23 protein-coding genes are annotated in these 24,662 nt (G+C 51.8%); 12 read left to right on the forward strand and 11 right to left on the reverse strand.

Annotation, left to right across the window (positions count from 1 at the left end; all coding sequences use genetic code 11):
• Positions 1 to 260 precede the first annotated feature (260 nt).
• The 3 genes from AV656_RS06845 (at position 261) to AV656_RS06855 (ending at position 3,630) form a co-directional block, all read left to right on the forward strand.
• Complete coding sequence (locus AV656_RS06845) at positions 261 to 1,718, forward strand: alanine/glycine:cation symporter family protein (protein WP_063180164.1); 1,458 nt, start codon at positions 261 to 263, stop codon at positions 1,716 to 1,718.
• Positions 1,719 to 1,800: 82 nt separating this feature from the next.
• Positions 1,801 to 2,214 carry a pyridoxamine 5'-phosphate oxidase family protein gene (locus AV656_RS06850; RefSeq protein WP_063180166.1) on the forward strand — a complete coding sequence of 138 codons (414 nt, stop codon included), beginning with the start codon at positions 1,801 to 1,803 and terminating at the stop codon, positions 2,212 to 2,214.
• Positions 2,215 to 2,334: 120 nt separating this feature from the next.
• The gene (locus tag AV656_RS06855; RefSeq protein WP_063180168.1) at positions 2,335 to 3,630 is read left to right on the forward strand and encodes a GTPase family protein; all 1,296 of its coding nucleotides are present in this window, start codon (positions 2,335 to 2,337) and stop codon (positions 3,628 to 3,630) included.
• Positions 3,631 to 3,730: 100 nt separating this feature from the next.
• Here AV656_RS06855 and tagH read toward each other — a convergent pair whose 3' ends face one another.
• Genes tagH through AV656_RS06870 form a run of 3 tightly spaced genes read right to left on the reverse strand, consistent with a single transcriptional unit; the run spans position 3,731 to position 6,586 of the window.
• Positions 3,731 to 4,552: a teichoic acids export ABC transporter ATP-binding subunit TagH gene (tagH, locus tag AV656_RS06860; protein WP_063181293.1), complete on the reverse strand. Its 822-nt coding sequence runs from the start codon at positions 4,550 to 4,552 to the stop codon at positions 3,731 to 3,733.
• Positions 4,553 to 4,569: 17 nt separating this feature from the next.
• Positions 4,570 to 5,376, reverse strand: a complete 807-nt coding sequence (locus AV656_RS06865; RefSeq protein ID WP_063180170.1) for an ABC transporter permease — start codon at positions 5,374 to 5,376, stop codon at positions 4,570 to 4,572.
• Positions 5,377 to 5,401: 25 nt separating this feature from the next.
• Positions 5,402 to 6,586, reverse strand: a complete 1,185-nt coding sequence (locus AV656_RS06870; protein WP_063180172.1) for a CDP-glycerol glycerophosphotransferase family protein — start codon at positions 6,584 to 6,586, stop codon at positions 5,402 to 5,404.
• Between the two features lie 178 nt (positions 6,587 to 6,764).
• Between AV656_RS06870 and tagD the strand changes: the two genes are divergently transcribed.
• Together tagD and AV656_RS06880 are read left to right on the forward strand one after the other, a co-directional pair.
• A complete protein-coding gene (gene tagD / locus AV656_RS06875) occupies positions 6,765 to 7,157 on the forward strand; it encodes a glycerol-3-phosphate cytidylyltransferase (RefSeq protein ID WP_063180174.1) in 393 nt (130 codons plus the stop codon).
• Positions 7,157 to 8,311, forward strand: coding sequence for a CDP-glycerol glycerophosphotransferase family protein (locus AV656_RS06880; protein ID WP_231877246.1), 1,155 nt, complete (start codon positions 7,157 to 7,159; stop codon positions 8,309 to 8,311). The genes tagD and AV656_RS06880 overlap by 1 nt, the downstream gene beginning before the upstream one ends.
• Positions 8,312 to 8,398: 87 nt before the next feature.
• On the opposite strand, the gene AV656_RS06885 is transcribed toward AV656_RS06880, so the two are convergent.
• Positions 8,399 to 9,055, reverse strand: coding sequence for a hypothetical protein (locus AV656_RS06885; protein ID WP_063180178.1), 657 nt, complete (start codon positions 9,053 to 9,055; stop codon positions 8,399 to 8,401).
• A gap of 113 nt (positions 9,056 to 9,168) precedes the next feature.
• Entirely contained in the window at positions 9,169 to 9,690 is a 522-nt protein-coding gene (locus AV656_RS06890; protein ID WP_063181295.1) for a cupin domain-containing protein, read from the reverse strand.
• A 311-nt stretch (positions 9,691 to 10,001) separates the two neighbouring features.
• Between AV656_RS06890 and AV656_RS06895 the strand changes: the two genes are divergently transcribed.
• The 5 genes from AV656_RS06895 to AV656_RS06915 all read left to right on the forward strand — a co-directional run bounded on the left by AV656_RS06895 (position 10,002) and on the right by AV656_RS06915 (position 14,376).
• On the forward strand, positions 10,002 to 10,535 hold the full coding sequence (locus AV656_RS06895) for a sigma-70 family RNA polymerase sigma factor (RefSeq protein ID WP_063180179.1): 534 nt from the start codon (positions 10,002 to 10,004) through the stop codon (positions 10,533 to 10,535).
• 62 nt (positions 10,536 to 10,597) lie between these two features.
• On the forward strand, positions 10,598 to 10,930 hold the full coding sequence (locus AV656_RS06900; RefSeq protein ID WP_063180181.1) for a general stress protein: 333 nt from the start codon (positions 10,598 to 10,600) through the stop codon (positions 10,928 to 10,930).
• A 99-nt stretch (positions 10,931 to 11,029) separates the two neighbouring features.
• Positions 11,030 to 11,665 carry a YfbR-like 5'-deoxynucleotidase gene (locus AV656_RS06905; RefSeq protein ID WP_063180183.1) on the forward strand — a complete coding sequence of 212 codons (636 nt, stop codon included), beginning with the start codon at positions 11,030 to 11,032 and terminating at the stop codon, positions 11,663 to 11,665.
• A 196-nt stretch (positions 11,666 to 11,861) separates the two neighbouring features.
• Positions 11,862 to 13,244 (forward strand): NADP-specific glutamate dehydrogenase, encoded by a 1,383-nt coding sequence (gene gdhA, locus AV656_RS06910; RefSeq protein WP_063180185.1) that lies wholly within the window; start codon positions 11,862 to 11,864, stop codon positions 13,242 to 13,244.
• A 160-nt stretch (positions 13,245 to 13,404) separates the two neighbouring features.
• The gene (locus tag AV656_RS06915; RefSeq protein ID WP_063180187.1) at positions 13,405 to 14,376 is read left to right on the forward strand and encodes a proline dehydrogenase family protein; all 972 of its coding nucleotides are present in this window, start codon (positions 13,405 to 13,407) and stop codon (positions 14,374 to 14,376) included.
• Positions 14,377 to 14,434: 58 nt separating this feature from the next.
• Here the strand turns inward: AV656_RS06915 and AV656_RS06920 are convergent, their stop codons facing one another.
• Positions 14,435 to 15,574 carry a M20 family metallopeptidase gene (locus tag AV656_RS06920; RefSeq protein WP_063180189.1) on the reverse strand — a complete coding sequence of 380 codons (1,140 nt, stop codon included), beginning with the start codon at positions 15,572 to 15,574 and terminating at the stop codon, positions 14,435 to 14,437.
• A gap of 349 nt (positions 15,575 to 15,923) precedes the next feature.
• Here AV656_RS06920 and sda point away from each other — a divergent pair, with 349 nt between their 5' ends.
• Entirely contained in the window at positions 15,924 to 16,070 is a 147-nt protein-coding gene (gene sda / locus AV656_RS16110; protein WP_156484810.1) for a sporulation histidine kinase inhibitor Sda, read from the forward strand.
• 100 nt (positions 16,071 to 16,170) lie between these two features.
• On the opposite strand, the gene hutI is transcribed toward sda, so the two are convergent.
• The 5 genes from hutI to AV656_RS06945 form a co-directional block, all read right to left on the reverse strand.
• Positions 16,171 to 17,424 carry an imidazolonepropionase gene (gene hutI, locus AV656_RS06925; protein ID WP_063180191.1) on the reverse strand — a complete coding sequence of 418 codons (1,254 nt, stop codon included), beginning with the start codon at positions 17,422 to 17,424 and terminating at the stop codon, positions 16,171 to 16,173.
• Positions 17,421 to 19,106, reverse strand: coding sequence for a urocanate hydratase (hutU, locus tag AV656_RS06930; RefSeq protein ID WP_231877247.1), 1,686 nt, complete (start codon positions 19,104 to 19,106; stop codon positions 17,421 to 17,423). Before hutU ends, hutI begins: the two co-directional genes overlap by 4 nt.
• 175 nt (positions 19,107 to 19,281) lie before the next feature.
• Positions 19,282 to 21,300 (reverse strand): TRAP transporter permease, encoded by a 2,019-nt coding sequence (locus AV656_RS06935; RefSeq protein WP_063180195.1) that lies wholly within the window; start codon positions 21,298 to 21,300, stop codon positions 19,282 to 19,284.
• Positions 21,287 to 21,742, reverse strand: coding sequence for a DUF1850 domain-containing protein (locus AV656_RS06940; protein ID WP_231877248.1), 456 nt, complete (start codon positions 21,740 to 21,742; stop codon positions 21,287 to 21,289). Before AV656_RS06940 ends, AV656_RS06935 begins: the two co-directional genes overlap by 14 nt.
• Positions 21,743 to 21,759: 17 nt before the next feature.
• A complete protein-coding gene (locus AV656_RS06945) occupies positions 21,760 to 22,752 on the reverse strand; it encodes a TAXI family TRAP transporter solute-binding subunit (protein ID WP_063180197.1) in 993 nt (330 codons plus the stop codon).
• A 222-nt stretch (positions 22,753 to 22,974) separates the two neighbouring features.
• Between AV656_RS06945 and AV656_RS06950 the strand changes: the two genes are divergently transcribed.
• The gene (locus AV656_RS06950) at positions 22,975 to 24,657 is read left to right on the forward strand and encodes a DUF2207 domain-containing protein (protein ID WP_063180199.1); all 1,683 of its coding nucleotides are present in this window, start codon (positions 22,975 to 22,977) and stop codon (positions 24,655 to 24,657) included.
• Positions 24,658 to 24,662 lie beyond the last annotated feature (5 nt).

Consider the following 24,662-nt stretch of genomic DNA (forward strand, 5'->3'; position numbering starts at 1 on the left):
GCATCTATTGCCACAAGGAGATCATGATCAAGATGGGAATGCAAAAGAAGGAGTATTGAAAATTAGGAACAAAGCCCTTCCCTAAACAAGTAATCTAATAGTTCATCTATTTTCCTGTTTATGTATTACATATACGAATTGTTCAGAATTCATTGTGTATATAGACAAAAAAAGCTATTATAATCTCTAATCTACTATAGTTCTGGGTCTTGATTAACGATTGGTCGGACTAATGAGCTAAAAAACCGAGGGGGAAGTCAATGGATATCATATTAGAAAAGATCGTGGGATGGCTATGGGGGTTGCCGCTCATCTTCACTGTCCTGTTCGTGGCGCTGTATTTTACTGTCGGAAGCAAGGTCTTCCAGCTCTTTCATCTTCCGCATATTTTCAAAGCGACATTCGGCAAAGTCTTTTCGAAAGAGGAACGTGACCGCTCCAAATCCGAAAAAGGGATTCTGACACCGTTCCAGGCTGTAAGCACCGCAATCGGCGGCAGCGTGGGTGTCGGAAACATCGGAGGCGTCGCAACGGCAATTGCGGTCGGGGGGCCCGGTGCGGTCTTCTGGATGTGGCTGACCGCCCTCTTCAGCATGATGACGAAGATGGTCGAAGTCACCCTCGCCGTCCACTATCGGAGCACCGATGAAAAAGGCGACCCCTATGGCGGACCGACCTACTATATGCAGAAAGGACTCGGAGAAGAAAAGAACTTTAAGTTCTGGTGGATCCCGGCGTTCCTGTTCGGGTTCGGCATCTTCTCGACGTTCTTCATCACACTTCAGAACTATACGGTCGCAGAGGCGATTGATTCATCGTTCGGACTCGGCCTGATTCCGTCTTCCCTTATCTACGTGTTCGGAATCTATCTGATCATCCTTGGCGGAATCAAGCGGATCGGGGAAACGGCTTCCAAACTCATTCCCGCAATGTGCCTGTTCTATCTGGTTGCCGGCCTATATATCATTTTCTCCAACGCCGGAGAGATCCTGCCGGTCTTCAGCCTGATCTTCGACAGCGCCTTCAACGGCATGGCGGCTGTCGGCGGGTTCACCGGTGCGGCCGTTGCACAGGTCATCCAGATGGGTGTCGCCCGGGCAGTCTACTCCAACGAAGCCGGCTGGGGAACATCCCCGATGATCCACTCTACTGCAAAGACCGACCATCCGGTTAAACAGGGCATGTGGGGCGCTGCCGAAGTCTTTATTGACACGATTGTCATCTGTACCGTCACCGCGCTTACCATCATCATTACCGGCATGTGGTCAAGCGGCCTGGACGGTGCCTCTCTTACTCTGGCCGCTTTCGAGGAAGGCATCGGTGAAGCCGGACGCTACATCATCACCATTTCTGTATTCCTGTTCGGCCTGACGACGACAACCGGCTGGTACACCTATTATGAGATTTTGTTGCGCCAAGTTTTCGGGAAGCCGGAGCAGGCATCTCTGAAAGGCAAAGTACTGAAGTTTTTCCAACTCGTTTACCCGCTGCCCGGACTTCTGCTTGTCATTTATGCGGTATACTACGAGCTCCCGGGCAAATACGTATGGTACTTTGCCGACATCACGACTGCCATCCCGACATTCATCAACCTGGTGGTCCTCCTGTTCCTGAGCAAACGGTTCTTCGAGCTGCTCCGTGATTATAAGGCCCGTGAATTGGGCGTCGGCATTCCGGATCCGGATTTCAAGGTGTTCTACGAAGACCGCAAAAAGTGATCTTCCTGCCGTCTCCTCACCGTTTATTTAGAATCCCTCAGGGAATAGTAAAAAGGGAATTCCAAATACGGGAGGGATCCGGATGGATACAAAAGCAGCTGCACAGAAAATACTTGACGAAAGCATGGTCGGCACAATGGCCACCGTCCAGGGCGGCAAGCCGTTCACCCGATACATGACATTCTTCAACGATGGCTTCACTTTATACACGGCGACCTCGAAACAGACCGACAAAGTGGATGAGCTCGAGGCCAATCCGCACACACATATCCTGATCGGCTATGAAGGCGAAGGCTTCGGCGATGATTATCTGGAGATCATGGGCACTGCCGAGGTTACGGACGACGAAGGACTGATCGACAAAGTCTGGAATGACGCGCTCAAAGGTTATTTTGACGGCCCGGACGATCCAAATCTTGTCATTCTTAAAGTCCGGCCCGATGCAATGCGTGTCATGAACAAAAAAGGACAGTCACCCCAAGACGTGTCTTTGTAAGGACGGCATTCAGGCCCTCCGGCAACCTTGCCGGAGGGTCTTTTCTTACCCCGATGTCTGATTCCGGTAATCAAGGGTATACAATAGAAACCGCAGCGCTCCAAGGAAGGAGAAAACGACGTGAACTCCAAGTTCGAGGAAATGCAGAAACGCCTGCACCATATCGGGAACCTGAACAATTACATAGAACAGCTGATTGACAAAGTCCCGGGGAACCTGATCTCGGAAAAACAGCGGAGGAAGCTGGTCGATGCCATCACAGATGATGAGGATTTGAACGACCTGCTTGAAGGGCTCAAAAACCCACGCCCGCCCCGTTTCGTACTTGTCGGAAGGACCGGCGTCGGAAAAAGCAGCCTCATCAATGCAATGAGCGGCAAATACCTGGCTGAAGTGAGCGATGTGGAAATCGGCACGAAAGAAGCCCGGCGGTTCACCTATGAGGCGGACGGCCAGGTGTATTTTGAAGTGATCGACACGCGCGGAATCGGAGAATCGGAAACATTCGATACAAAAGCGGAGGATGAACTTGCCGGGGTGATCCGCGAGTTCCGGCCGGATGCGCTCCTCTTCCTGCAGAAAGCGACGGAACGGGCGCATATCGACAAGGATGTCCTCGTGACCAAACAGCTGATGGAAAAGGCTGGCGGCGACCTCCCGCTTATAGCAATCCTGACGCATATCGATGAACTCAACCCGTCCCGCATCAAGGAACCCGACCGGTATCCGGAGGACAAGCTTAAACTGATTGCGGAGAAAGCCCATCAGCTGGAACGAATCTTCAGCGAATACGGGCTGACGGCAACCGCGATTCTCCCCGTCTCCTCGTACATCGAATGGGGTACCGACTCGGATGGTGAACATCAGAATCCGGAAATCTCATTTGACGGGCGGAAAGGAATCGAGGAGCTGCTGGATTTTTTGGAGGACAGCCTGGATGTCCGGGCAGCCATCCACCTCGGCCTGACCGTACGGCTGAACCGGGTAGCAGCCCGAATTGCTGAGCGCTTTATCCGGATTTTCTCCGCTCTTAGTGCCACCGTCGCCCTAAGTCCGATCATCGCCTCGGATATCGCAGTCCTCCTCACGCTCCAGTCAATGTTGATGATGATCATCGCCTATCTGTCCGGACGTGAATTGGAATTTAAGACTGCAAGAGACTTGCTGATTTCACTCGGAGGGATCGGCGCCACCGGCTTCACCCTGCGGATGGTCGCCCAGCAGGGCACCAAGTTTGCAAATCTTGTCTTCCCCGGCGCCGGCTCGGCCCTCAGCGCAACGATCGCCAGCGGAGGCACATACGCCATCGGCAAAGCTGCCGTTGCCTATTACCTGCGGGGTGTTCCGCGAAATCAGCTGGAGCAGGTAGTCAAAGACGCCCAAGATGAATTCCGGGAAGAAAAGAAAAGCCATTGAGGTGCATGTCAGCAAAATAAAGCAGTGGTCCTGGTCGCCTTCCGCAACCAGAACCACTGCTTCTTATAGTTATCGTTCAAACTTGGCTATTCAACACAAGTCAATGCGCTGCGGTCTCCGGCTTTCCGCTCGACTTGCTGCGCTTTGCCAGCACGGATTCCCTGTACCGGTTACGTTCTTTTTTGGACATTTTTTGATAGTCCTTCATGAACTCATCGTAATGCTTCAGGACTTCTTCGGTTTCTCCGGTTTCCCGTATCGTTCCGAACTCAAGCCAGACGATCCGGTCGCAGAACTTGCGCATCTGACCTAAGGAGTGGCTGACAAAGAACATCGTCTTTCCCCGTTCTTTAAACTCCATCATCTTGGCAAGACTCTTTTCCGAAAAAGCTTTGTCTCCGACAGATAGGGCTTCATCGACAATTAGAATATCCGGATTGACCCGGACTGAGATTGAAAATCCAAGCCGCGATTTCATTCCGCTCGAATAGGATTTCACCGGCTGGTCGATGAATTTCTCAATCTCCGCAAACTCGATGATTTCTTCTTCCATCTCATCAATTTCAGCTTTGCTGAATCCGAGCATCAGCAATTTAAGCTCGATATTCTGCCGTCCGGTAAGGTTATTATCAAGGCCTGCATTAACCGCAATAAGAGAGATGCTGCCATTTGCAATCACTTCACCGGAAGTTGGCGGAATGATCCCCGCAATGATATTGGAAAGAGTCGACTTGCCGGAACCGTTAATGCCGATAAATCCGACAATCTCTCCGTGATCCACTTCGAGAGAAACACCATTCAGAGCAAAAAAGTCCTCTCCGTACTCCTTCCACGGCATGACCAGATCGAGGATACGTTCAGAGCTTTTCTTATACAATTTGTAGCGCTTGCTCACATCTTTTACAATGACTGCTTTGGACATTGTTTTCCCAACTTTCATTACAGGAAGTCAATAAATTGACTCCGGAATTTCACATGAAGTGCAGAACCGAATATGAACAGAATCAATACCACACCCACCATGTATGCCGTGTAGACCGGGTTCTCAAGGAAATACCAACCTTCTCCCAGCAGCGAATAACGATAACCTTCCACAATATAATAGAACGGATTGATCTTGACTGCTGTCTGCCAAGACTCCGGCAGCAGTGAAGGCGGCCAAAGAATTGGGGACAGATAAAGCAGCATTCTCATAATGGATTGAAGAAGCATTTGGACATCCCGGACAATCGTTGCCAGTGTCGACGTGATTAATGTCATTCCCAAAAGAAGGACCAGCAGGATGGCAGTATAGATCGGCAGCTGCAGATAATACACCGAAACCGGATATCCGGTGAACTGGAGCACCAGCATTCCCAAACCCAATAGAATCAGGTGCGGATAAAACTGAGCCAGAATCACATAGCTCGGGATGACACTCATGGGGAAGTTCATCTTTGAGAGCATCTTTATTTTCGAATAAACTGATTTGGTTCCCCTCAGAATCCCCTGGTTGATGAAGAACCAGACAAGGATTCCTGAAAACATCCATTGGAAGTACGGGATATCACCGATCGGCTCCCGCTGGCGGATACCAAAACCAAATACAAACCAGTAAATCAGAATTTGGATAGCGGGATTGATAACCTCCCATGCAGCCCCCAAATAACTGCCCGTGGCTGCACTCCTAAATTCATAAAGCGACAACCGCCGTGCCAGGATGAAGTTTCTGATCTGTTCGTTTAAGACTGTCAATGCAGATTTCATAGTGGTTGCTCCTACAAGATTAATGTCACTTCCTGAGAAAAGCGTTGACTACCCGCTTTGTTGCATGACCATCCTCAAGGGAAGTGAACGTTTTCCGGAATTTACGGTAAACTTCGCTTTTCTCCGTCTGCAACTGTTCAGTATTCCGGATCACATCGAATAATTCCTCTTCAGTACGGACAATGGGACCCGGTGCTTCTTTCTCGATAGGGAAATAAAAACCCCTCAACTGGTCCCGATACTGATCCAAGTCATACATATAAAACACGATCGGCCTATTCAGAACTGAGTAATCGAAAAACACCGAAGAATAATCCGTAATCAGCAAATCTGATGTGATATAAAGATCCCGGATATCCGGATAGGCCGATACATCAATGACCGCTCCGTTATATTCCTCAAAATTAAAGTTTTCGGCGATCAGGTAATGCATTCTCGTCAAGAGAACCCATTCCTCCGAAAACTCTTTTTCCCATTGTTTCAGATCAAATTGAAAATCAAATTTGTACTTCCCTTTTTCATAAAACTCATGATCTCTCCAGGTTGGCGCATACAGCATCACTTTCTTTCCATCCGGAATTCCAAGCGACTCTCTTACCGACCGGACATCTGGTTCAGTAAAGTTTGTCAGCAGGTCATTACGGGGATAACCGGATTCAATTACATTTCCCTTATACCCAAAAGCCCGTTTGAATATCTTCGTCGAGTAGGGATTGGGAGAAACGAGAAAGTCCCATTTCGAAGACTCGCTGAGGAAATTCCGGCGGTATCTTTCGGTGTCGGTCCCTGGCATATGAACCGTTTCAATATCGAGGCCCAATTTCTTTAGCGGCGTTCCATGCCAGGTCTGCACATAAATCGTGCCCGGCGGCTTCGGCATCCAGCCGGGAAGACGGACATTGTTCACCCAGTATTTCGCTCGCGGGAATTCAAGAAACCATTTGGGAGTGAACCTCTTCACATACGGAACGCCATGCGACTCAAAAAGATCCACGGCGCGCTTATCGATACTCCAAACCAACCTGAATTCAGGGTGATGCTTCTTCATATATTCATAAATGGCCCGCGGGCTGTCGCTATATTGCCTGGCATGGAAGCTCTCAAAGAACACCGTATGCTTTTTCCTGGGCAAGAGGCCCATCAGCCGGAAAGCGACTCGAAAGATCCGTTTTGGAATAGAACTCTTCTTTAACTTTTCAATTAAGGCCATGGCGCTGATCACCTTCCGAAATTTGTTTGCATTCTGTTTTGAAGAATAGCTTTCATAAGAGCGCGCTTCAAGTTCTTCGCTATTTTTTTCGGAACATGTTGTATATAATAACATACGATTCAACATTATATTATTATCAGGAGTATGGTCCTGTCCTACATTGAGGAGATGCATTTTAATGAAACGTGTGATTACATACGGAACCTTTGACCTCATTCACCATGGTCATATCAATATTCTTCGCAGAGCGAAAGAATACGGTGACTATTTGATTGTCGGAGTGTCCACTGATGAATTCAATGCCATTAAAGGAAAAAATGCATACTACCCTTATGAAGAACGGAAACTCATCCTCGAAGCGATCCGGTATGTCGATGAAGTGATTCCAGAGTCCGACTGGGGCCAAAAAGTTAAGGATATCAAGGATTACAACGTTGATATTTTCGTTATGGGCTCTGACTGGGAAGGCAAGTTTGATGAACTCGCTGAACATTGTGAAGTCGTATACCTCCCACGCACGGAGGGAATCTCCTCCTCAAAAATCAAAGAGGACTTAAAGGACAACGAATAATGAGAGACATTGCAATCTCAGTGTACTCCCGGCTTTTCTCTTTCGTATTCTCCATGTTCAAACTGCTTCCGCTTCGCAGAAAAACTGTTTTTTTATCGTCTTTCGGCAATAATGCCTGGTATGTTGCGAATGAGCTGGGGAGCACTGACAATCAGCCGGTCATCTTCCTAAATGACTCAAGGTGCCGGATTGATTTCAGCAATACCACGCCGGCTCGGAAGAAAGTCTACACTTTTGAAACCGCCAATATACGGGATATGATCATGTCCATTTACCATTTGGCGACGGCCAGGTATGTATTTATCGACAATTATGTCGGAGTCTTTGCCGGACTCCGCTTTCGTAAAGAGGTAGAGCCGGTCCAGTTATGGCATGCAGCCGGAGCCATCAAGCGGTTTGGCTGGACAGACCCTGAGACATCAAAAAGAAGCAGAAGGTCCCAAGAACGCTTTCAGGCTGTGTATGACCGTTTTTACTGGCTTCCAGTCGGCTCTGAAAAAATGAAATCAATTTTTATGGAATCATTTAAAATCGATGCCGCACACTTCCTGCCAACTGGTGTGCCGATGACAGACTTTTATTTCGACACTGCTGCGGTTGCCGGGGGGGCAGAAAACGTTCTGCATCAATATCCGGCAGCACGGGGGAAGAAAATCATTCTTTACGCTCCGACTTTCAGGAAAGATCAACTTAACCGACAGAATATATCCCTGAATTTCGAGGAACTGCTAAACGGTATTTCCGAGGACTTCATTATAATGGTCAGGCTTCATCCTGCGGTCAGGGAGAATTCCGAGTTACCCGAACATCCGCGGCTGATTGACGCCGGAACATACCCTAACGTAAATGAGCTGCTGGCCGCAACAGATATCCTCGTGACCGACTATTCCTCACTACCATTCGAGTATGGACTATTGCGACGTAAGATGATTTTCTTTCTTCATGACCTGGAGGAGTATTCGAAAAAAACGGGGATATGGGCAGAATCCGCTGATTTCTTCCCGGGTCCCGTAGCAGCAACCACGCAAGAAATCATTGGGCATATTAATGACCCTGCCATCGATTATAATCAGATCGATGATTTTAATGCAGTCTGGAATGAATATTCGGACGGGTGCTCCAGCAGGAAGTTAATCAACCGGATTTATAAATGAAACAGGCTTCCCGACACTGCGGAAGCCTGTTTTTATTACCATTCATACATTTCATCCTTACTTACCCTTCATCCTGGTGAGATCGGCTCACTTCTTCTTTCCCATCTGCCTGACCGGGTACATGAGGATGTCGCCGGCGAGTTCGGCTGCCCGTGCCCAGAGCGCCCCATTTCCTTCAACGAGGCGCTGTACGGTCTGTTCGGCTTGGCGCTGGCGCTCCTGCAGTTTCAGAAGCGTATCAAACCCGCTCCGAACAAGCCCTCGCAGCCGCTCCTGCATGCATTCGGCGACCTCCGGGAAAAATTCGTTAAAATGGTCTTCCCCGATCCACTTTTGCGCCTGAGCCGCCTTGTCGACCTCTTGTTTGTAATATCCGGACTGCGCCTCCATCAGGTAATACAGGTCGAGCGCATCATGGATCCGGCTGAGCTTCCCGTAACCGACATTTTTAGCCCTGTACAGCTTTACCGCCTCACGAACGTCCTCACCGCGGCTGTGGCGCCGGGGCTTTCCCTGGTGAAGGACCGAATAGCCTGAGTCAGGCAGGGCCGGGTACCATCGCCGGAATTTTTCTTCAAATTCAGCGAGCACGGACGACATTTCGCGCCGCGCCTCTTTTTCATATTGTCCTTTTGGATAATAATAGTTCAGAAGTTCCGCCCGTTTTTTGCGCCGTGCAAGCCAGCCTCCCGCCTCCGGCCAGTCCGGGTATGGGCCTGTCGCATGCTTGTCCCGCTCCTCCATGATGCTCCCCCCTTCACTGTTGCTTTTCTACTATTATACGGCTTTTTCGCTTTCTCTTCACCTTTACGCTCCAATAGAAAAGCTTCCGCTGCATGCGGAAGCCTGATGCACAATTATTTGACCCATTTATGCAGCATCGGACTTTGGTCATCATCGCCAAAAACCGGATCCTGTTTCGGGATCCCTACGTTACCGATCGTATTTTTTGCCTGAGCGGCCTTGGCCGGGTCGCGATCAGTCAGATTCGGCTCTGCTCCTTCGGGATAAGCGCCGACCACTTCGAAGTCGTCGGTGGATTCAACTTTCATATGACCCGTTCCGGCTGGAAGCAGGACCACATCCCCCTGCTTGACGTCGAGGCGCTGGCCGGAATCCCCGCCTGCAAGAATGGTTCCGGTGCCCCGCCGGACGCCTAGAACTTCGTGTGTATTGGAATGATAGTGGAGATAATCGTAGACGTCGCCTGTCCAGCTGTTTGTCCAGCCGTGGCTGTTAAACGCCGCCTCGATCTCTTCCGGGCTTCGTCCCCCGTCCTCACCGTCAAATGCGTTCTGGTAGAAAATGACCGGCAGAGTCGGGTTATTCGGTATCTGTCCGTCCTCTTTCAGGAAAAACGATTGCACTTGAATATCCATCTGATCCGTCCTTTCTTCCATATTCATTCTATTTTTCATTTACCCGTCTGCCGCTCCGCTAACCATTCCCTTTTTTTCGGAATGCCGAATTTCAATTTTGAACGTCATCCAACCCCTTAAATAGGTCTTTTCCCGCGAAAGAATGTCCTATTTCAGTGTTCGGGTGCCGCGAAATTCAAATTTAAGGTAAGCAAAATTGGATTTTGCGCATTTGACATTCGGATTTGCCTGTTCGACCGGAGTTCCCCTCTTCAGTAGGCTGAGCATACCCGGGAAAATGCTGCGCCGTGCACGGCCTGAAAGGCCGACCAATGACGATAAACCCGAACTTTGAAGACCTTCTGCTTCAGTATGAACCAATGATTTCCGCCATGCTCCGTCAGCTGAATATCCGCCGCGACCATGATAACTTCCGGCAGGCGGCCCGTCTCGCGCTGTGCCAGGCATTGGCAAGATACGACAGCGGACGGGGCCATTTCGCACCGTTCGCATACCGGACAATCCGGGGAGCGATGCTTGATGAACTGAAAAAAGAAAGCCGGCATGCAGAAGCCGCTTCAGCTGTCGGTCCCGAAATTGTTGAAGCACTGTCCGGCCGGCAGTCCTGCGACGCCGACATCGAATTTCCCGATGACCGTCTTCCGCTGCTGCGGCAAGCACTCACAAGCCTGCCGGAAGATGACCGGCTCCTGCTGAACCGGCTCTTTGCACAGCGTATGCCTTATGCTGAATGTGCACGGCTGGTAGGGATCTCGGTTCCCGGCATCAAAAAACGCCGTGAGCGAATTCTTTTCAGACTCAGGAAACTGATGACCACAATGATGGAAGATGAGTCTTCTGTTTAAGCACAAGTTGTGTGGGTAAACATGATTATGAATGGTTGATTTAAATACAGGAGGGATTCTAAATGGCCAAAGTACTTACAGTGGAAAACGGCGTGCAGGCACGCGAAGAAATCGACAAACTCATCACGCAGGGATACGATAAAGAACATATTTATCTGTTTGCACACTCCGATGACCGTGAGAAAGACATTGCGGATGCCCTCGACGTTGAAACTGCGGGCATGAGCGATACCGGCTTCTTCAAAGGCATGAAGAACCTTGTCGCCAAGCGCGGTGACGAGCTGCGTTCCGAGTTCGAGGGCGTCGGACTTTCTCAGCAGGAAGCGGACGAATACGAGAAAGTATTGGACGAAGGACGCCTCGTCCTCGTCGCTCAGGACTCAACTGACAAATAAAACAGCAAAAAACGCCGTCCGGACCGGGCGGCGTTTTTAGCTACCGGAAATCGGCAAGAATAAACTAGATGAAACAAAACTGAGAAAGGAGGAAGCAGTATGGGCATCCATAATTTTTTCACCAGCATGAATGACTTGGAACGGATTATCCGCGCACCCGGCAAGTTTAAATTCGAGGAGCACAATGTGGCCGCGCATTCATGGAAAGTCGCCCAGTACGCCATGTTTTTCGGCACGCTGGAGGAAATGGGAGGCGCAGACGTCGACTGGAAGGCACTTTATGAGAAGACGATCAACCATGACTTTGCAGAAGTCTTTATCGGAGACATCAAGACGCCCGTCAAGCATTCCTCCCCCGAGCTGAAGCAGATGCTGGCAACGGTCGAAGAGAAGATGATGGAGAAATTCATCTCCCGTGAGATCCCCGAAGAGTTTCAGGGCGTCTTCTTCCACCGCATGAAAGAAGGCAAGGACGGTACACTGGAAGGGCGTCTGCTTGAACTGGCAGACAAACTGGACCAGTTCTATGAGGCTTATGCCGAACTCAAGCGCGGAAATACAGAGCCCGACTTTATCCAGATGTATGAGATTGCACTCACCAAAATCCTTGAGATGCCTTTAAAGAAGAGCGTGGCCTATTTCCGGGACGTGATCCTGGAAGATGTAGTCAGCGAAAAAACCGCAGTGGACGTGAAAAGCCTGACCATGCGCATCCTGAACAAGCAAAAGGATTAGGCGCCAAGATTGTGAATATTGTTTGAACAATTCCTATTTACTGCCAAAATCCGAAAATTCGGTATTGAAAACGGTTGATTGTATATGTATAATTATGAAATCAGGCCCATAGCTTTTTCTGAGAAAACATAGTCGGAAAGGAACAAGGAATCCCTGTCGGTTCCTTTTTTCGGTTCCAGGAAAGGAATGATGCAATATGCAGATGGTCAGAGACGTTAAGGAAGAGGCGCGGCGCAACGCAAATGATTATGTCCACCAGGTCTTCGAACTCGTCAAACGCCGCAATCCTGGACAGAAGGAATTCCTCCAGGCGGTCCGTGAAATTTTCGACTCCCTCCGCCCCGTCTTCGCACAGCATCCGGAATATATCCGGGACGGTATTCTGGAAAGGATTGTGGAGCCCGAACGAATCATTTCATTCCGGGTGACGTGGGAAGACGACAACGGTAAGGTCCATGTGAACCGCGGTTACCGTGTCCAGTACAACAGCACGCTCGGGCCGTACAAAGGCGGGTTGCGGTTCCACCCTTCAGTCAACGACAGCATCATTAAGTTCCTGGGCTTTGAACAGATTTTCAAAAATGCCCTGACAGGCCTTCCAATCGGCGGAGGCAAAGGCGGCTCCGATTTCGATCCGAAAGGAAAGACGGACCGTGAAATCATGCGTTTTTGCCAGAGCTTCATCACCGAATTAAGTAAGCATGTCGGCCCGGACACAGACGTTCCTGCCGGCGACATCGGTGTCGGAAAGCGCGAAATCGGCTATATGTTTGGCCATTATAAGCGTCTGAGAAACGCTTATGAAGCAGGCGTCTTCACCGGGAAAGATCCGGAAAGCGGCGGCAGCCTCGGGCGGAAAGAAGCGACAGGCTACGGTCTCGTCTACTTTACTGATGAAATGCTGAAGCACCACGGACTGGACTTGAAAGATAAAACTACGATCGTATCGGGTTCAGGAAATGTTTCGATCTACGCCATGGAAAAGGCGATGGAATACGGCGCCAAGGTCATTGCCTGCAGTGACTCGAACGGCTATATCCATGACCCGGACGGCATCAATCTTGAAACCGTCAAGCAGCTGAAGGAAGTTGAACGCCGCCGTATCAAGGACTACATCTTATTCCACCCTGATGCCACCTATACGGAAGGCTGTGCGGCCATCTGGTCGATTCCTTGTGAAATTGCCCTCCCTTGTGCCACGCAGAATGAACTTGATGAGGCATCGGCAGCCAAGCTGATCGAGAACGGACTGATTGCTATCGCAGAGGGCGCGAACATGCCGTGCGACCAGGAAGCAATCGACCTGTTTATCGAAAACGGCATCCTTTACGGACCTGCCAAAGCTGCCAATGCCGGCGGCGTAGCGGTATCCGCAATGGAGATGTCCCAGAACAGCATGCGCTACTCATGGACTGAGGACGAAGTGAATGAAAAACTTCACCGTGTCATGATCGACATTCATAAAAATTGTGTCGAAACGGCTGAGCAATATGGGTTCCAGAACAACCTGATGGTCGGCGCAAACATTGCAGGATTCAAAAAGGTCGCTGATGCCATGGTTGCACACGGGCTGCACTGATCCCACAGACCTGCTGGCGCAAAAAATACTTTCACTTACTCCCCATATTTGGGGAGTTTTTTCATGTTAGAGCAAATTTTTTCTCCCATGAAAGCCCGTACAAGGCAAAATAATGGTATAATTATGTCGAATCAATTATTTATGGCAAGGAGCCGTTGACATGCTTAAAGAATTCTTTATCGGTCTTTCCCAGAATCAGTTCCTGAACGCAGCCGCACAGAAATACGGACTTCAGCTCGGCGCACAGAGCGTTGTTGCCGGTACGGACATTCATGAAGCCATTGAGACAATAAAAGAATTAAATAAAAGCGGAATTTCCGCCACTGTAGATAACCTTGGGGAATTCGTCCATGACCGCAATGAAGCGACCGCAGCCAAAAATCAGATTCTTAACGTCGTAGATGCCATCCATGAGGCTGGCGTCGATGCCCATGTCTCGCTTAAAGCCTCACAGCTCGGCCTGGACATCGACTATGAATTCGCCCTTTCCAACCTGCGCGAGATCGTGGCGGCAGCCGCGAAATATGATATGTTCGTCAACATCGACATGGAAGACTACGCCCGACTTCAGCCATCGTTCGATATTCTGGACGAGCTCTCCAAAGACTACGGGAATGTCGGCACTGTCATCCAGGCATATTTCCACCGTGCAGAAGACGATATCCGGGACCATAAGGATTACCGCCTCCGCATCGTGAAAGGCGCTTACAAGGAGCCTGCAAACGTCGCCTATACGGAAAAGGAAGAAATCGACCGTAATTTCATTAAACTTATTGAATACCATCTTCTTCACGGCAAATTCACATCGGTCGCCACCCATGACCACCACATCATTGACCATGTCAAGAAGTTTGCGGAAGAAAACAATATTTCTCGGGATAAGTTCGAGTTCCAGATGCTGTATGGGTTCCGTCGCGACATGCAACACGACCTCGCAGCCGAAGGCTACAACTTCACGACATATGTACCGTTCGGCAAGGATTGGTATGGATACTTTATGCGCCGGCTTGCCGAGCGCCCGCAGAACCTTAATCTCGTTGCCAAGCAGGTGTTTACGCCGAAGACCAACGGCGTCATCGCCCTCGCTGCCGGTGCTTTCCTGCTTGGCCGAATAACCAAGCGCCGCCGCTGATTATATGAAAAAAGACCGCACTCCGGATTTCCTCGGCAGTGCGGTCTTTTTTATAGTGTTACGGTTTCTCCGATAAGCGTGCAATGGTTTCGGCAAGCAGGATGCAGCGGGGAATGAACGAGTCGACTTCCATGTATTCGTCGTCGCGGTGGGCATTTCCGCCGACGGGTCCCATCCCGTCAATGGTCGGAATTCCGGCAGCGGAAGTATACGATGCATCCCCTCCTCCTCCTGTGGAGGTGTCGGTCACTTCAATCCCAAGGCCAGAGCCAATCTCCTTGATCAGTTCGATCAGGCCTGCCGTCCCTTCTGTCCGTTCCATGGGAGGACGATCGATGGTACCCTCGACGGTGATCTTTGTACCTTCCACATCAGGCACTGCACAGATTTCACGGATTTTCTGGTCAAGTGGTTCCGCCTGGGACAACTTCGTTGTACGGATATCCACATAGCCGACTGCTTCCGGGGTGACGACGTTCACGGCATCTCCCCCCTGGATGATGCCGACATTTACGGTGATGCCCTCATTGTAGTCCGTGAGCTCATGGAGTTTGATGATCTTGTGGGCGAGTTCTTCCGTTGCGCTCCGCCCTTTTTCCGGTTCGATGCCGGAGTGCGCGGCCACGCCGTGCACACGGATCGTGTAGTCTCCTCCTCCTTTACGGGCACTGACGAGCGAGCCATCCTTGCGTGCAGGCTCCATGATAAGGGCGGCCTTTTTTCCTGCAGCATGGGCCTCAATCATCGGACGGCTCGTGATTGAACCGATCTCCTCGTCACTTGTGAGTAGAATCTCTATATTGTCCAGGCCCGGGCGGCCGCTGTCAGAAATGGCCCGGACAGCATAAAGAAGCGACACGAGGCTTGCCTTCATGTCGATGACACCCGGCCCGAATGCACGGCCATCTCTCACAGAAAATGGCCGCTCCTTCGCCGTCCCGTCGCGGAAGACCGTGTCCATATGGGCAACAATCAAGATTTCGGGGTGCTTCGCTTCGTTGTGGCGGATGATCAAGTGGTCGCCCTGGACGTCCTGTCTGACGGTCTGGACATCAAATCCGAGATTTATATACGCTTCTTTCAGGATGCTTCCGACTTTGTCGATTCCCGCTTTATTTCGCGAGCCGGAGTCAATATTGACGAGCTGCTCCAGCAGTCCAAGCATCTCGTCCTGCCGGCTGTTCAGGAATTGTTCCATGATCATTCACTCCATTCGCTGCCTCAGATGATTACCTTTCTATTATACCGTTTTGCAGCATACAGATGAACCTGCCATTCTATGTAACCGAATGCAGTAAAATGATGCGAATAGCAGAAAACTTTTCGACAAAATCCGACTTATCCAGAATCTGTGGATAACTCTATACACATCATCCACACTGCCGAACGCTGAATGAAGCACTATTCACACACACTATCAACAGGTTATCCACCAGTTTTTGTGGATAACGGAACAGTTGTTCCCGAATTGCTTCTTTGGTACATTGTGAATGTGGGAAATGCGCTCTGCATCCACAAGCTGTGATTATCCACCGGAGGTGAACGAGTTGGACAGACTAACAGACGATCAGCTTATTGACACCTATCTCACGGCGATTGCACACGGGCTCAACCAATGCTTCATCATGCTTCTTGAAAGAGAAATCATGCGGCGCACTTTCGAACGGGAAAAAGAATTATTGTGTCCGGCCTGAATGCTCAAGCAGACGGCACCGGTGGAAAGCAGCATCTGCTAACCGGACTGCCTTCTGCTATTTATTTTTCAAAAAAAAAACCGGGAAGATTCCCGGCTGTTCAGATGACTTTTTCTCCTCTTTTCCAGACTGCGCCGACATGGTTGACGCCGAACAGGTATTGGAGCTCCTGGTAGTTTTCCACGTTCCACATGACAAGATCGGCCTGTTTTCCGGGTTCGATCGAACCTGCCTTGTCCTGTATTCCGATGGCACAGGCTGCATTGATGGTTGACGCTGTGAGCGCTTCTGCGGGAGTCATCCGCAAGGAGATGCACGCCAGGTTCATGACAAGCGGCATTGAAGTCGTCGGGGATGAGCCGGGATTGCAGTCGGTCGAGATGGCAACCGGGACGCCCGCATCAATCATCTCCCTGCCCCGTGCCGCCTCTTCCCTCAGATACAGGGCCGTCGCCGGCAGCAGGCAGGCGATCACGCCTGCTTCCGCCATCCGCCGAATCCCTCCGCCCGATGCCTTGAGCAGGTGCTCTGCGGAGATGGCACCGACTTCGGCGGCAAGTTCCGCTCCCCCGTAAGGTTCAATCTCATCCGCATGGATCTTCGGAACCAGTCCATGTTTCTTGCCGGCTTCCAGGATGCGGCGGGATTGTTCCGGTGTATAGACTCCTACTTCGCAGAAGACATCATTATAAACGGCCAGTTTTTCCGACGCGACTGCAGGGATCATTTCATTGATGACCAGGCTGACGAATTCATCTTCCCTGCCTTTGTATTCCGGCGGGACGGCATGGGCACCCATGAATGTCGGTACGATATCTACCGGATGCTGCTCGTTCAGATGTTTCATGACATAAAGCTGCTTGAGCTCCGTTTCAAGATCCATCCCGTATCCGCTCTTTCCCTCGACCGTTGTTACCCCATGCCTGAGGAACGAATCAAGCCGGCGTTCCGCCTGCCGGTACAATTCTTCCTCCGTCGCTTCCCTCGTCATCCGGGCTGTCGCATGGATTCCGCCGCCGGCATTCATGATGTCCATATATGCCACGCCTTCAAGACGCATCTCGAATTCCTTTTCCCTGCTGCCGCCGTAAACAAAGTGGGTATGCGGGTCGATGAGTCCCGGCGTCACGAGATGGCCGGTTGCCTCGAAAACATCCGCGTCCTCCTCCCACTCTCCAAACTCCGCCTCCAGCCCGGCGGTCGTGCCGACAGCTTTAATTTCTCCGTTCTCAATCCAAACGCTTCCGTCCTCGATCAGGCCCAGCTCTGACATGCCTGTGCCCGTCCTCGGTAACTTGCCGCCGGCAACGGTTACGAGTTGTGCCGCGTGTTTAATCCAGAGGGGTCTTCTCATAATGGATCCCCCTTTCCCAGCATCGGGATGTCGATGCCCTTTTCTCTCGCTGTCCGAATGGCTAGATCATACCCTGCATCCGCATGACGGGCGACCCCCATTCCCGGATCAGTCGTCAGCACCCGTTCCAGGCGGGCTTCCGCTTCCTTCGTGCCATCGGCGACAATCACCATCCCCGCATGCTGGGAGTAACCCATGCCCACGCCCCCGCCGTGATGGACGGATATCCAGGTCGCCCCTCCGACAGCATTGATAAGCGCATTCAGAATCGGCCAGTCGGACACCGCATCGGAACCATCCTTCATCGCTTCAGTCTCCCGGTTGGGAGATGCAACGGACCCGGAGTCCAGATGGTCCCGGCCAATCACGATCGGCGCCTTCAGCTCGCCGGACGCGACCATGTCGTTGATGATTTTCCCAAAGCGGGCCCGCTCCCCGAATCCGAGCCAGCAGATGCGGGAAGGGAGGCCCTGGAACCCGATCTTTTCCCGTGCCATGCGGATCCAGTTGCAGAGGTGGGCGTTATCGCTGAACTCCCGGAGAATCACATCATCCGTTTTCCGGATATCTTCCGGATCACCGGACAGCGCCACCCAGCGGAACGGTCCCCTTCCTTCGCAGAACTGCGGCCGGATATAGGCAGGGACGAAACCGGGAAAGTCGAATGCCCGCTCGACGCCCTCATCTTTTGCCACCTGCCGGATGTTGTTTCCATAGTCGAACGTCACTGCGCCCTTGTCCATCAGCCCCAGCATGGCACGGACATGCCGGGCCATCGATGCTTTAGCCAATTTCACAACCCGGCCGGGGTCGGACACGCGCAGTGCTTCCGCTTCTTCCACATTCATTCCGGACGGAACATAGCCGTTCAGCGGGTCATGCGCCGATGTTTGGTCAGTAAGGACATCCGGAATGAACCCCCGTTCAAGCAGCGCCGGAAGGACATCGGAAACATTTCCGAGCAGGCCGATGGAAAGTGCCTTCCCTTCATTTTTTGCTTCCACCGCCAGGCGGATGGCCTCATCTGCTGAGTCGGTCTTCATGTCAAGATAGCGGGTCCGGAGACGCTTGTCGATCCTGCTTTCATCCACTTCGACTGCGATGCAGACCCCGCCTGTCATCGTGACGGCAAGAGGCTGGGCGCCGCCCATGCCGCCGAGTCCCGCCGTGAGCGTAATCGTGCCTTTCAGGGAGCCCCCGAAATGCTGCCGGGCAAGCTCCGCGAATGTCTCATATGTTCCCTGTACAATGCCCTGGGAGCCGATATAGATCCAGCTTCCCGCAGTCATCTGCCCGTACATCATGAGTCCCCTGCGGTCAAGTTCATGGAACGTTTCCCAATTCGCGTGTGCCGGTACCAGGTTTGAATTTGCGATCAGGACTCTCGGCGCATCCCTTTGTGTGCGGAACACGGCCACAGGCTTCCCGGACTGGATGAGGAGTGTCTCATCATCTTCAAGCCGCTTGAGCGCGGCGACGATTGCATCGAATGCTTCCCAGTTCCGTGCCGCCTTGCCGATTCCCCCGTAAACGACCAGCCGGTCCGGTTGCTCCGCCACATCCGGGTGGAGATTGTTCATCAGCATCCGCAGTGCCGCCTCCTGCAACCAGCCCTTTGTATGCAATTCCGTCCCAGTGTAGGCAATGACTTTTTCCGCCCATGGATTTGTATGCGCTTTCAATTCCATCCCCTCCCTTTTCCCCATTGTACAATGAATCAGGGAAGGGCGGCATCCGGATTACAGAATGTTCAGTGCTTCAGTAAGTGAGAAGACTAAAACAAATAGCCCCAAAATCCGATTCGCCGGTCAGGCGAGACGGATTCGGGGATTGGTCTGCATCGCACTTCAAATACGGTCAGGCTGTTGCAGGGCTGCTTTCCCGCCGCTCTTTCAGGAAGTTCACCGCGAAAATCACACCTACAATCAAGATTCCAATGATATCGGAATACATTTCCGGGATAATCATCCCGATGGCCCCCGCTCCCAGCAGGATCCGGAAAATGAGACTCATGTTAGTCCGGAAATAGCCTTCGATTGCCGAACTCAGGGCGATGATGCCGATGACAGCGGTGACCGTGATCAGAAGGATGTCAACCGGTGCGGCCATTCCGAATTCCCTCGCATTCATGGCAATGCCTTCCGTGTCGAGCATCAGCATGGCCGGATTATAGACAAACAGGTAAGGGATGAGGAATCCTGCCGTAGAGAGTTTAAGAGCATGGAAGCCCGTTTTCATCGGATCTCCGCCTGATATCCCGGCTCCTGCAAAGGCAGCCAATGCAACAGGCGGCGTGATATTGGCAAAGATTCCAAAATAGAAGACGAACATATGCGCAACGATGATTGGAATGTCGAATTCAGCCAGAGCAGGTGCAGCCATCGTCGCTGTGATAATATAAGCCGGAATCGACGGAAGCCCCATTCCGAGAACCATTGAAGCCAGCATGGTAAAGAACAGGGTCAGGAACAAGGAACCTGCTCCAAGGCTTGCGATGGAGGACGTCATGACATTCCCGAAGCTCGTCAGGCTGACCACTCCAATAATGATTCCAACCACCGCACAGGCGACCATGACAGATAGCGATTGCCTTGCGCCGCTGTCGAGTGCGGCCAGAATATCACGGAAGCCCATGCGGGTCTCTTTGCGGATGGCCGCGATAATGACCGTCGAAATAATCGTGTAGATTGCAGTCTGGCCGACCGGCACTCCCTGGTAAAGGAAGAAGACGAGCAGCAGGATCGGCAACAGAAGGTGCCCTCTTTCCTTCATCACTTCCTTCACGCGGGGCAGGTCCGCCTTTGGGATTCCCTTCAGTCCCCTGCGTCCTGCACGGAAGTGGACCTGCATGATGACTCCGAGAAAGTAAAGGAGAGCGGGAATCAGTGCCGCGAGGGCGATGGTTCCATATTCGACCCCGGTCGTTTCCGCCATGATAAATGCACTCGCTCCCATAATCGGAGGCAGAATCTGTCCGCCGACAGACGCACTGGCTTCAACCGCTCCGGCAAAGTTCTTTGAGTAGCCGATTTTCTTCATCATCGGAATGGTGAAGGCGCCTGTACCGACGACGTTCGCAACGGCCGCCCCATTGATGCTGCCCATGAAGCCGCTGGAGATGACGGCGACTTTCGCCGGCCCGCCCTGTTTATGGCCCGCAAGCGCGAGCGCCAAATCATTGAACAGCTGACCCATCCCGGATTTGGCCAGGAAGGCGCCGAACAGGATGAACAGGAAGATGAAATTCACGGAAGCACCGATGGCAGTCGAGAAAAGCCCTTCCGTCTTCAGATACAATTGCCCGAAAATGTCGCCCAGGTCAAACGGCCGGGTCGCCATGCTGATCGGCACCCACGGCATATGGCTGAAGAATGGATACGCCAGAAAAACCAGTGCGAGCACAGGCAGAATCCAGCCCGTCACACGGCGAGCCGCCTCCAGTACGAGTACTACCGTCACTATCGCCATCACGATATCAGCCGTGTTCGGGATCCCGCCTCTTGTTGTAACGATGGCCGTGTATTGTGAAATCAGATAGCCGGCTGTCGCGATGGATCCGATGAACAATAGCCAATCCAGCCAGGGGATACGGTTCCGATCCTGCTTTTTGGTCATCGGATAAAGCAGGAAGATCAGTCCGATGCCAACAGCCACGTGTACCGCACGCTGTTGCAGCGCCGGAATCGGATTAAACGTCGTGTACAGATGAAAGACCGAATATAAAACGGCGACAACGGCGATGAAAAGCGCAACAGTACGTTTGCTGATTTTTCGTGTCCTTGAGTCGGCATCGAACTTTTCCAGCAACTCCTCCTGCTTTTGTTCGTCCAGAAATTCCGTTTCAGCGGCCAGTCCTTTTTTCTCAATTTCGCTCATGATGGGCACCTCCGATCAGCCGCCAAAGCGGCACTTCTTCATGTGTAATGCTGACTGACCACCTTTCCCCGCCGGGATCGTAGAGAGGCAGCTCCCCTCTATCCGTATACAGGGTCGTCCTGACATCGGCGGATGCAAAGATGTTCAGTTCCGGGACTTCCCGATTCAATGCCATATGGACGAACCCGTCTTCTGAAGGAACGATTTCCCCTTCGGAAGGGACGCCTGCCCCATATGTTTTAAACCTCGTCCCTGTCAGATAAAGCGTTTCGTCCCGAACCTCATACATTTCGAACCACGGTTCCTTTTCAACAGAATGGATCCAGCCGATTTCAAAATGTTCCACAGGGATATGTTCCTGCCAGCCTGCAGTTGTGACACGTATGGCGGACACACGTATGGAAAGAGAAAGAAGGAGCATAACGACCGCTATGCCCCCCAAGATCAACCACCTGAATTTCATTGCTCGTCATAATACTTTTGCGCGCCCGGGTGAACGGGTGCGACCATGCCTTCCTGGGCCCCTTCAAGAGAAATGTCGGAAGCCGCCTGGTGGGAGTTCTCTAGCGACTCCAGGCTGTCAAAGAACTCTTGTGTCAGCTTATAGACATCTTCTTCCGACAGCTCGGAAGACACGACAAGCGCATTCATGATGGCTGCAGTCGGTACGGCTTCTTCATTGCCGTATGTGTCTGCAGGAATCTCCATCGAAATGAAATATGGCTGCTCCTCCGCGATTTCCTCCACTTTGGCCGGATCAACGGAAACCAGGCTCAAATCCAGGCTCTTTGACAGTTCAAGAACCGAGGAGTTCGGGAGGCCGCTTGTCAGGAATGCCGCGTCGATCTGGCCTGAACGCAGTCCGTCGGCCGCTTCGGCATAGCCGAGGTAGTCGACCTCAATATCGTCGTAGGTGATCCCGTGCCCTTCCAGCAAGTTGCGGGCATTGACTTCGACGCCCGAGTTCTGATCACCAACCGCAACCCGCTTGCCCTTCAGGTCATCAACCGTTTCGATGCCCGAGTCAGCTGTTGTCACAACCTGTACAAAGTTCGGGTACAGTGCGGCTACCTGCTGTACCTGGTCGACCGGCTCGCTAAAGTTCCCGGTGCCATCCACAGCTTCGGTAAGAACATCACTCATCACAAATGCCATTTCGACCTTGCCTTCCTTAATCAGGTTGATATTTTCAACGGAAGCGCCCGTCGTCTGCGGCTTGGAGTTCACACCAAATGCATCCGAATACTCGCTGGCAAGGGTCGTACCGATGATGTTGTAAGGTCCGGATGCACCTCCGGTTGCAATGGTGACAATCCGGGTTTCCAGACCTTCAGAGCTTTCGCCGCCTTCTCCCCCTGCAGAACTTCCTCCGTCATCTCCTCCGCAAGCGGCAAGAACCAACGCACTAAGAAGTGTCCCTGCAGCAAGTGAACTCCATTTCTTCTTTGACATCTCCAATCTCCCCCTTCGTCAGACGTTCTTTGGAACTATTGATTGTCGACTATTATAGCAATAGGTCGAAAGAACAAACAAGTCGGATAGTTCAAATAGTTATAAATCATATAATATTCTTCAATTACAGCCGGTTCTTATGCTGCCCCTGTCACTTTATGAAACCGAATGGCAGCTTGTACCGTATAAATGGTCAACAGACATCGGAAAGGAGAGGCCGTGATGAAAAGCTTGATCAGAATTGCATGGATCTTGCTATTCCTGCTCCTCCTCTTCCCCACTGCTTCTTTTGCCGTAGAGTTCGAAATCACGGACAGCCGCATCGATGCCAGAGCCGATCACTCCGGCAACGTCAGTGTCACAGAATTTCATACATACGAATTTAAAGGGGACTTCAACGGGGTAACTCGGACGCTTATTCCGAAAGATCACACCAAGATCACCGGATTCAGCGCTTTTGAAGACGGTCAGCCACTCAAGACCGAGATGGACGGTGACCTGTACAAAATCTTCCGAGGGGGCGAGGACGAGAGGGTGACCGTCGAACTCCACTACCAAATTGAAGGGGCGATTACGCGGTACGAAGACGGAGCGGAGTTTTACTGGCCGTTTTTTGACGACCGCAATGAAGCGGACTATGGCAACATGACGATTAATGTCGCACCTCCGGAACCAGCTTCCGGAACGGAAGTGATCGGTTATGACGAGGCTGCAGATACCGGTAGAGTCGAACAGGACGGAACCGCTAAATTCATCCTGGGACATGTCGGCTCAGGGGAAAACGGTGATATCCGTGTGGTCTTCGATGGCTCCCTGTTCCCTTCGCTAAATGCCGTTCCGGGAACAATCCGTGACAAGATTGCCACAGAACAGAACCGGCTGACCGAGGAGTTGGCAGCGGCAGAAGAACGCCACCGGAATGCTGTGCTGATCGGTAACATAGTGCTTCCTGCAGCCTTCCTGCTCCTCCTTGGTGTCTTCCTGAAAGAACGGAACCTATCGCGAAGAAAATTGGCGGAAGCACGACGTCAAGCCGAAGCATTGGGTTTCAGGACGCCCGACGAAATCGTCAGCATGCCCGCAGCCATACAGTTTATGTCCCCTGCCATCGGCACCGGACCCGAGCGCCTTTCCGCTGCGCTTCTTGACCTGATCCGGAAAGGCCAAGTCGTACAAGAATCGGCAACCCGATTCGAGGAAACAGACAAGACTCCGGAGCACAAGCAAGAAGAGATCCTCCGATCTTTCCTGTTTGACAGCTTTGGTGACGGCACCGGTGGCTTCGATCTGGAACAACTCAAAAGTCGGACCGAAGACGACGAGCAGGCAGGAGAGTACAGCAACCGAGTTGCGGAATGGAGCGGTACCGTTTCACTGGAGCTCAAAGAAGCAGGGCTCAAAGAAGCCCATCCCGGCACCTCCGTCATTCTCGCCCTCATCGGCAGTATTCTCGCCGGCATAGCCATCTACTTTGGCATGGGAGAGGCATGGATCCATCTGGGCATTGCCATTCCGCCCGCACTTGCTGCGCTGATCGGAGCTGCATTTTACCGGCCGCTCAGCGACAAAGGCCATTTGCTTCGGGAGCAATGGCAGTTCTTTTCAGGACAATTCAAGATTTCGGGGGCCGAAGAATGGACATCCATGCCGCGTGAAGACCGGCTGAGGGGGTACATCTATGCCATCGGGACAAAAAACAAAGACATCGACCTGCCGTTCGCTAAATTTGCAGATACCCGGCAGTCTTCATCTGATATTCCGCCTGCCGTAATCGTCTATGACCCGCTGGTCATGAACCGCTCCTTTGCCGTGGCGGGTGAACATGCCGCCTATTCGAGCTCTGCATCCTCGTCCAGCTCGGGTGGTGGAGTCGGAGGCGGTGGGGGCGGATCGGGGGCGTTCTGATTATC

Source organism: Bhargavaea cecembensis (genome assembly GCF_001619585.1).
In the GTDB taxonomy this organism is placed as follows: domain Bacteria; phylum Bacillota; class Bacilli; order Bacillales_A; family Planococcaceae; genus Bhargavaea; species Bhargavaea cecembensis_A.

Coding starts and splice junctions, on each gene's coding strand:
- tagH (WP_063181293.1), bottom strand. CDS start 4,552: ATGTCCAAAGCAGTCATTGTAAAAGATGTGAGCAAGCGCTACAAATTG.
- AV656_RS06880 (WP_231877246.1), top strand. CDS start 7,157: ATGAGAGACATTGCAATCTCAGTGTACTCCCGGCTTTTCTCTTTCGTA.
- AV656_RS06895 (WP_063180179.1), top strand. CDS start 10,002: ATGACGATAAACCCGAACTTTGAAGACCTTCTGCTTCAGTATGAACCA.
- AV656_RS06850 (WP_063180166.1), top strand. CDS start 1,801: ATGGATACAAAAGCAGCTGCACAGAAAATACTTGACGAAAGCATGGTC.
- AV656_RS06870 (WP_063180172.1), bottom strand. CDS start 6,586: ATGGCCTTAATTGAAAAGTTAAAGAAGAGTTCTATTCCAAAACGGATC.
- AV656_RS06900 (WP_063180181.1), top strand. CDS start 10,598: ATGGCCAAAGTACTTACAGTGGAAAACGGCGTGCAGGCACGCGAAGAA.
- AV656_RS06945 (WP_063180197.1), bottom strand. CDS start 22,752: ATGTCAAAGAAGAAATGGAGTTCACTTGCTGCAGGGACACTTCTTAGT.
- AV656_RS06950 (WP_063180199.1), top strand. CDS start 22,975: ATGAAAAGCTTGATCAGAATTGCATGGATCTTGCTATTCCTGCTCCTC.
- AV656_RS06905 (WP_063180183.1), top strand. CDS start 11,030: ATGGGCATCCATAATTTTTTCACCAGCATGAATGACTTGGAACGGATT.
- AV656_RS06890 (WP_063181295.1), bottom strand. CDS start 9,690: ATGGATATTCAAGTGCAATCGTTTTTCCTGAAAGAGGACGGACAGATA.
- AV656_RS06915 (WP_063180187.1), top strand. CDS start 13,405: ATGCTTAAAGAATTCTTTATCGGTCTTTCCCAGAATCAGTTCCTGAAC.
- tagD (WP_063180174.1), top strand. CDS start 6,765: ATGAAACGTGTGATTACATACGGAACCTTTGACCTCATTCACCATGGT.
- AV656_RS06885 (WP_063180178.1), bottom strand. CDS start 9,055: ATGGAGGAGCGGGACAAGCATGCGACAGGCCCATACCCGGACTGGCCG.
- AV656_RS06935 (WP_063180195.1), bottom strand. CDS start 21,300: ATGAGCGAAATTGAGAAAAAAGGACTGGCCGCTGAAACGGAATTTCTG.
- AV656_RS06865 (WP_063180170.1), bottom strand. CDS start 5,376: ATGAAATCTGCATTGACAGTCTTAAACGAACAGATCAGAAACTTCATC.
- AV656_RS06845 (WP_063180164.1), top strand. CDS start 261: ATGGATATCATATTAGAAAAGATCGTGGGATGGCTATGGGGGTTGCCG.
- AV656_RS06920 (WP_063180189.1), bottom strand. CDS start 15,574: ATGGAACAATTCCTGAACAGCCGGCAGGACGAGATGCTTGGACTGCTG.
- gdhA (WP_063180185.1), top strand. CDS start 11,862: ATGCAGATGGTCAGAGACGTTAAGGAAGAGGCGCGGCGCAACGCAAAT.
- hutI (WP_063180191.1), bottom strand. CDS start 17,424: ATGAGAAGACCCCTCTGGATTAAACACGCGGCACAACTCGTAACCGTT.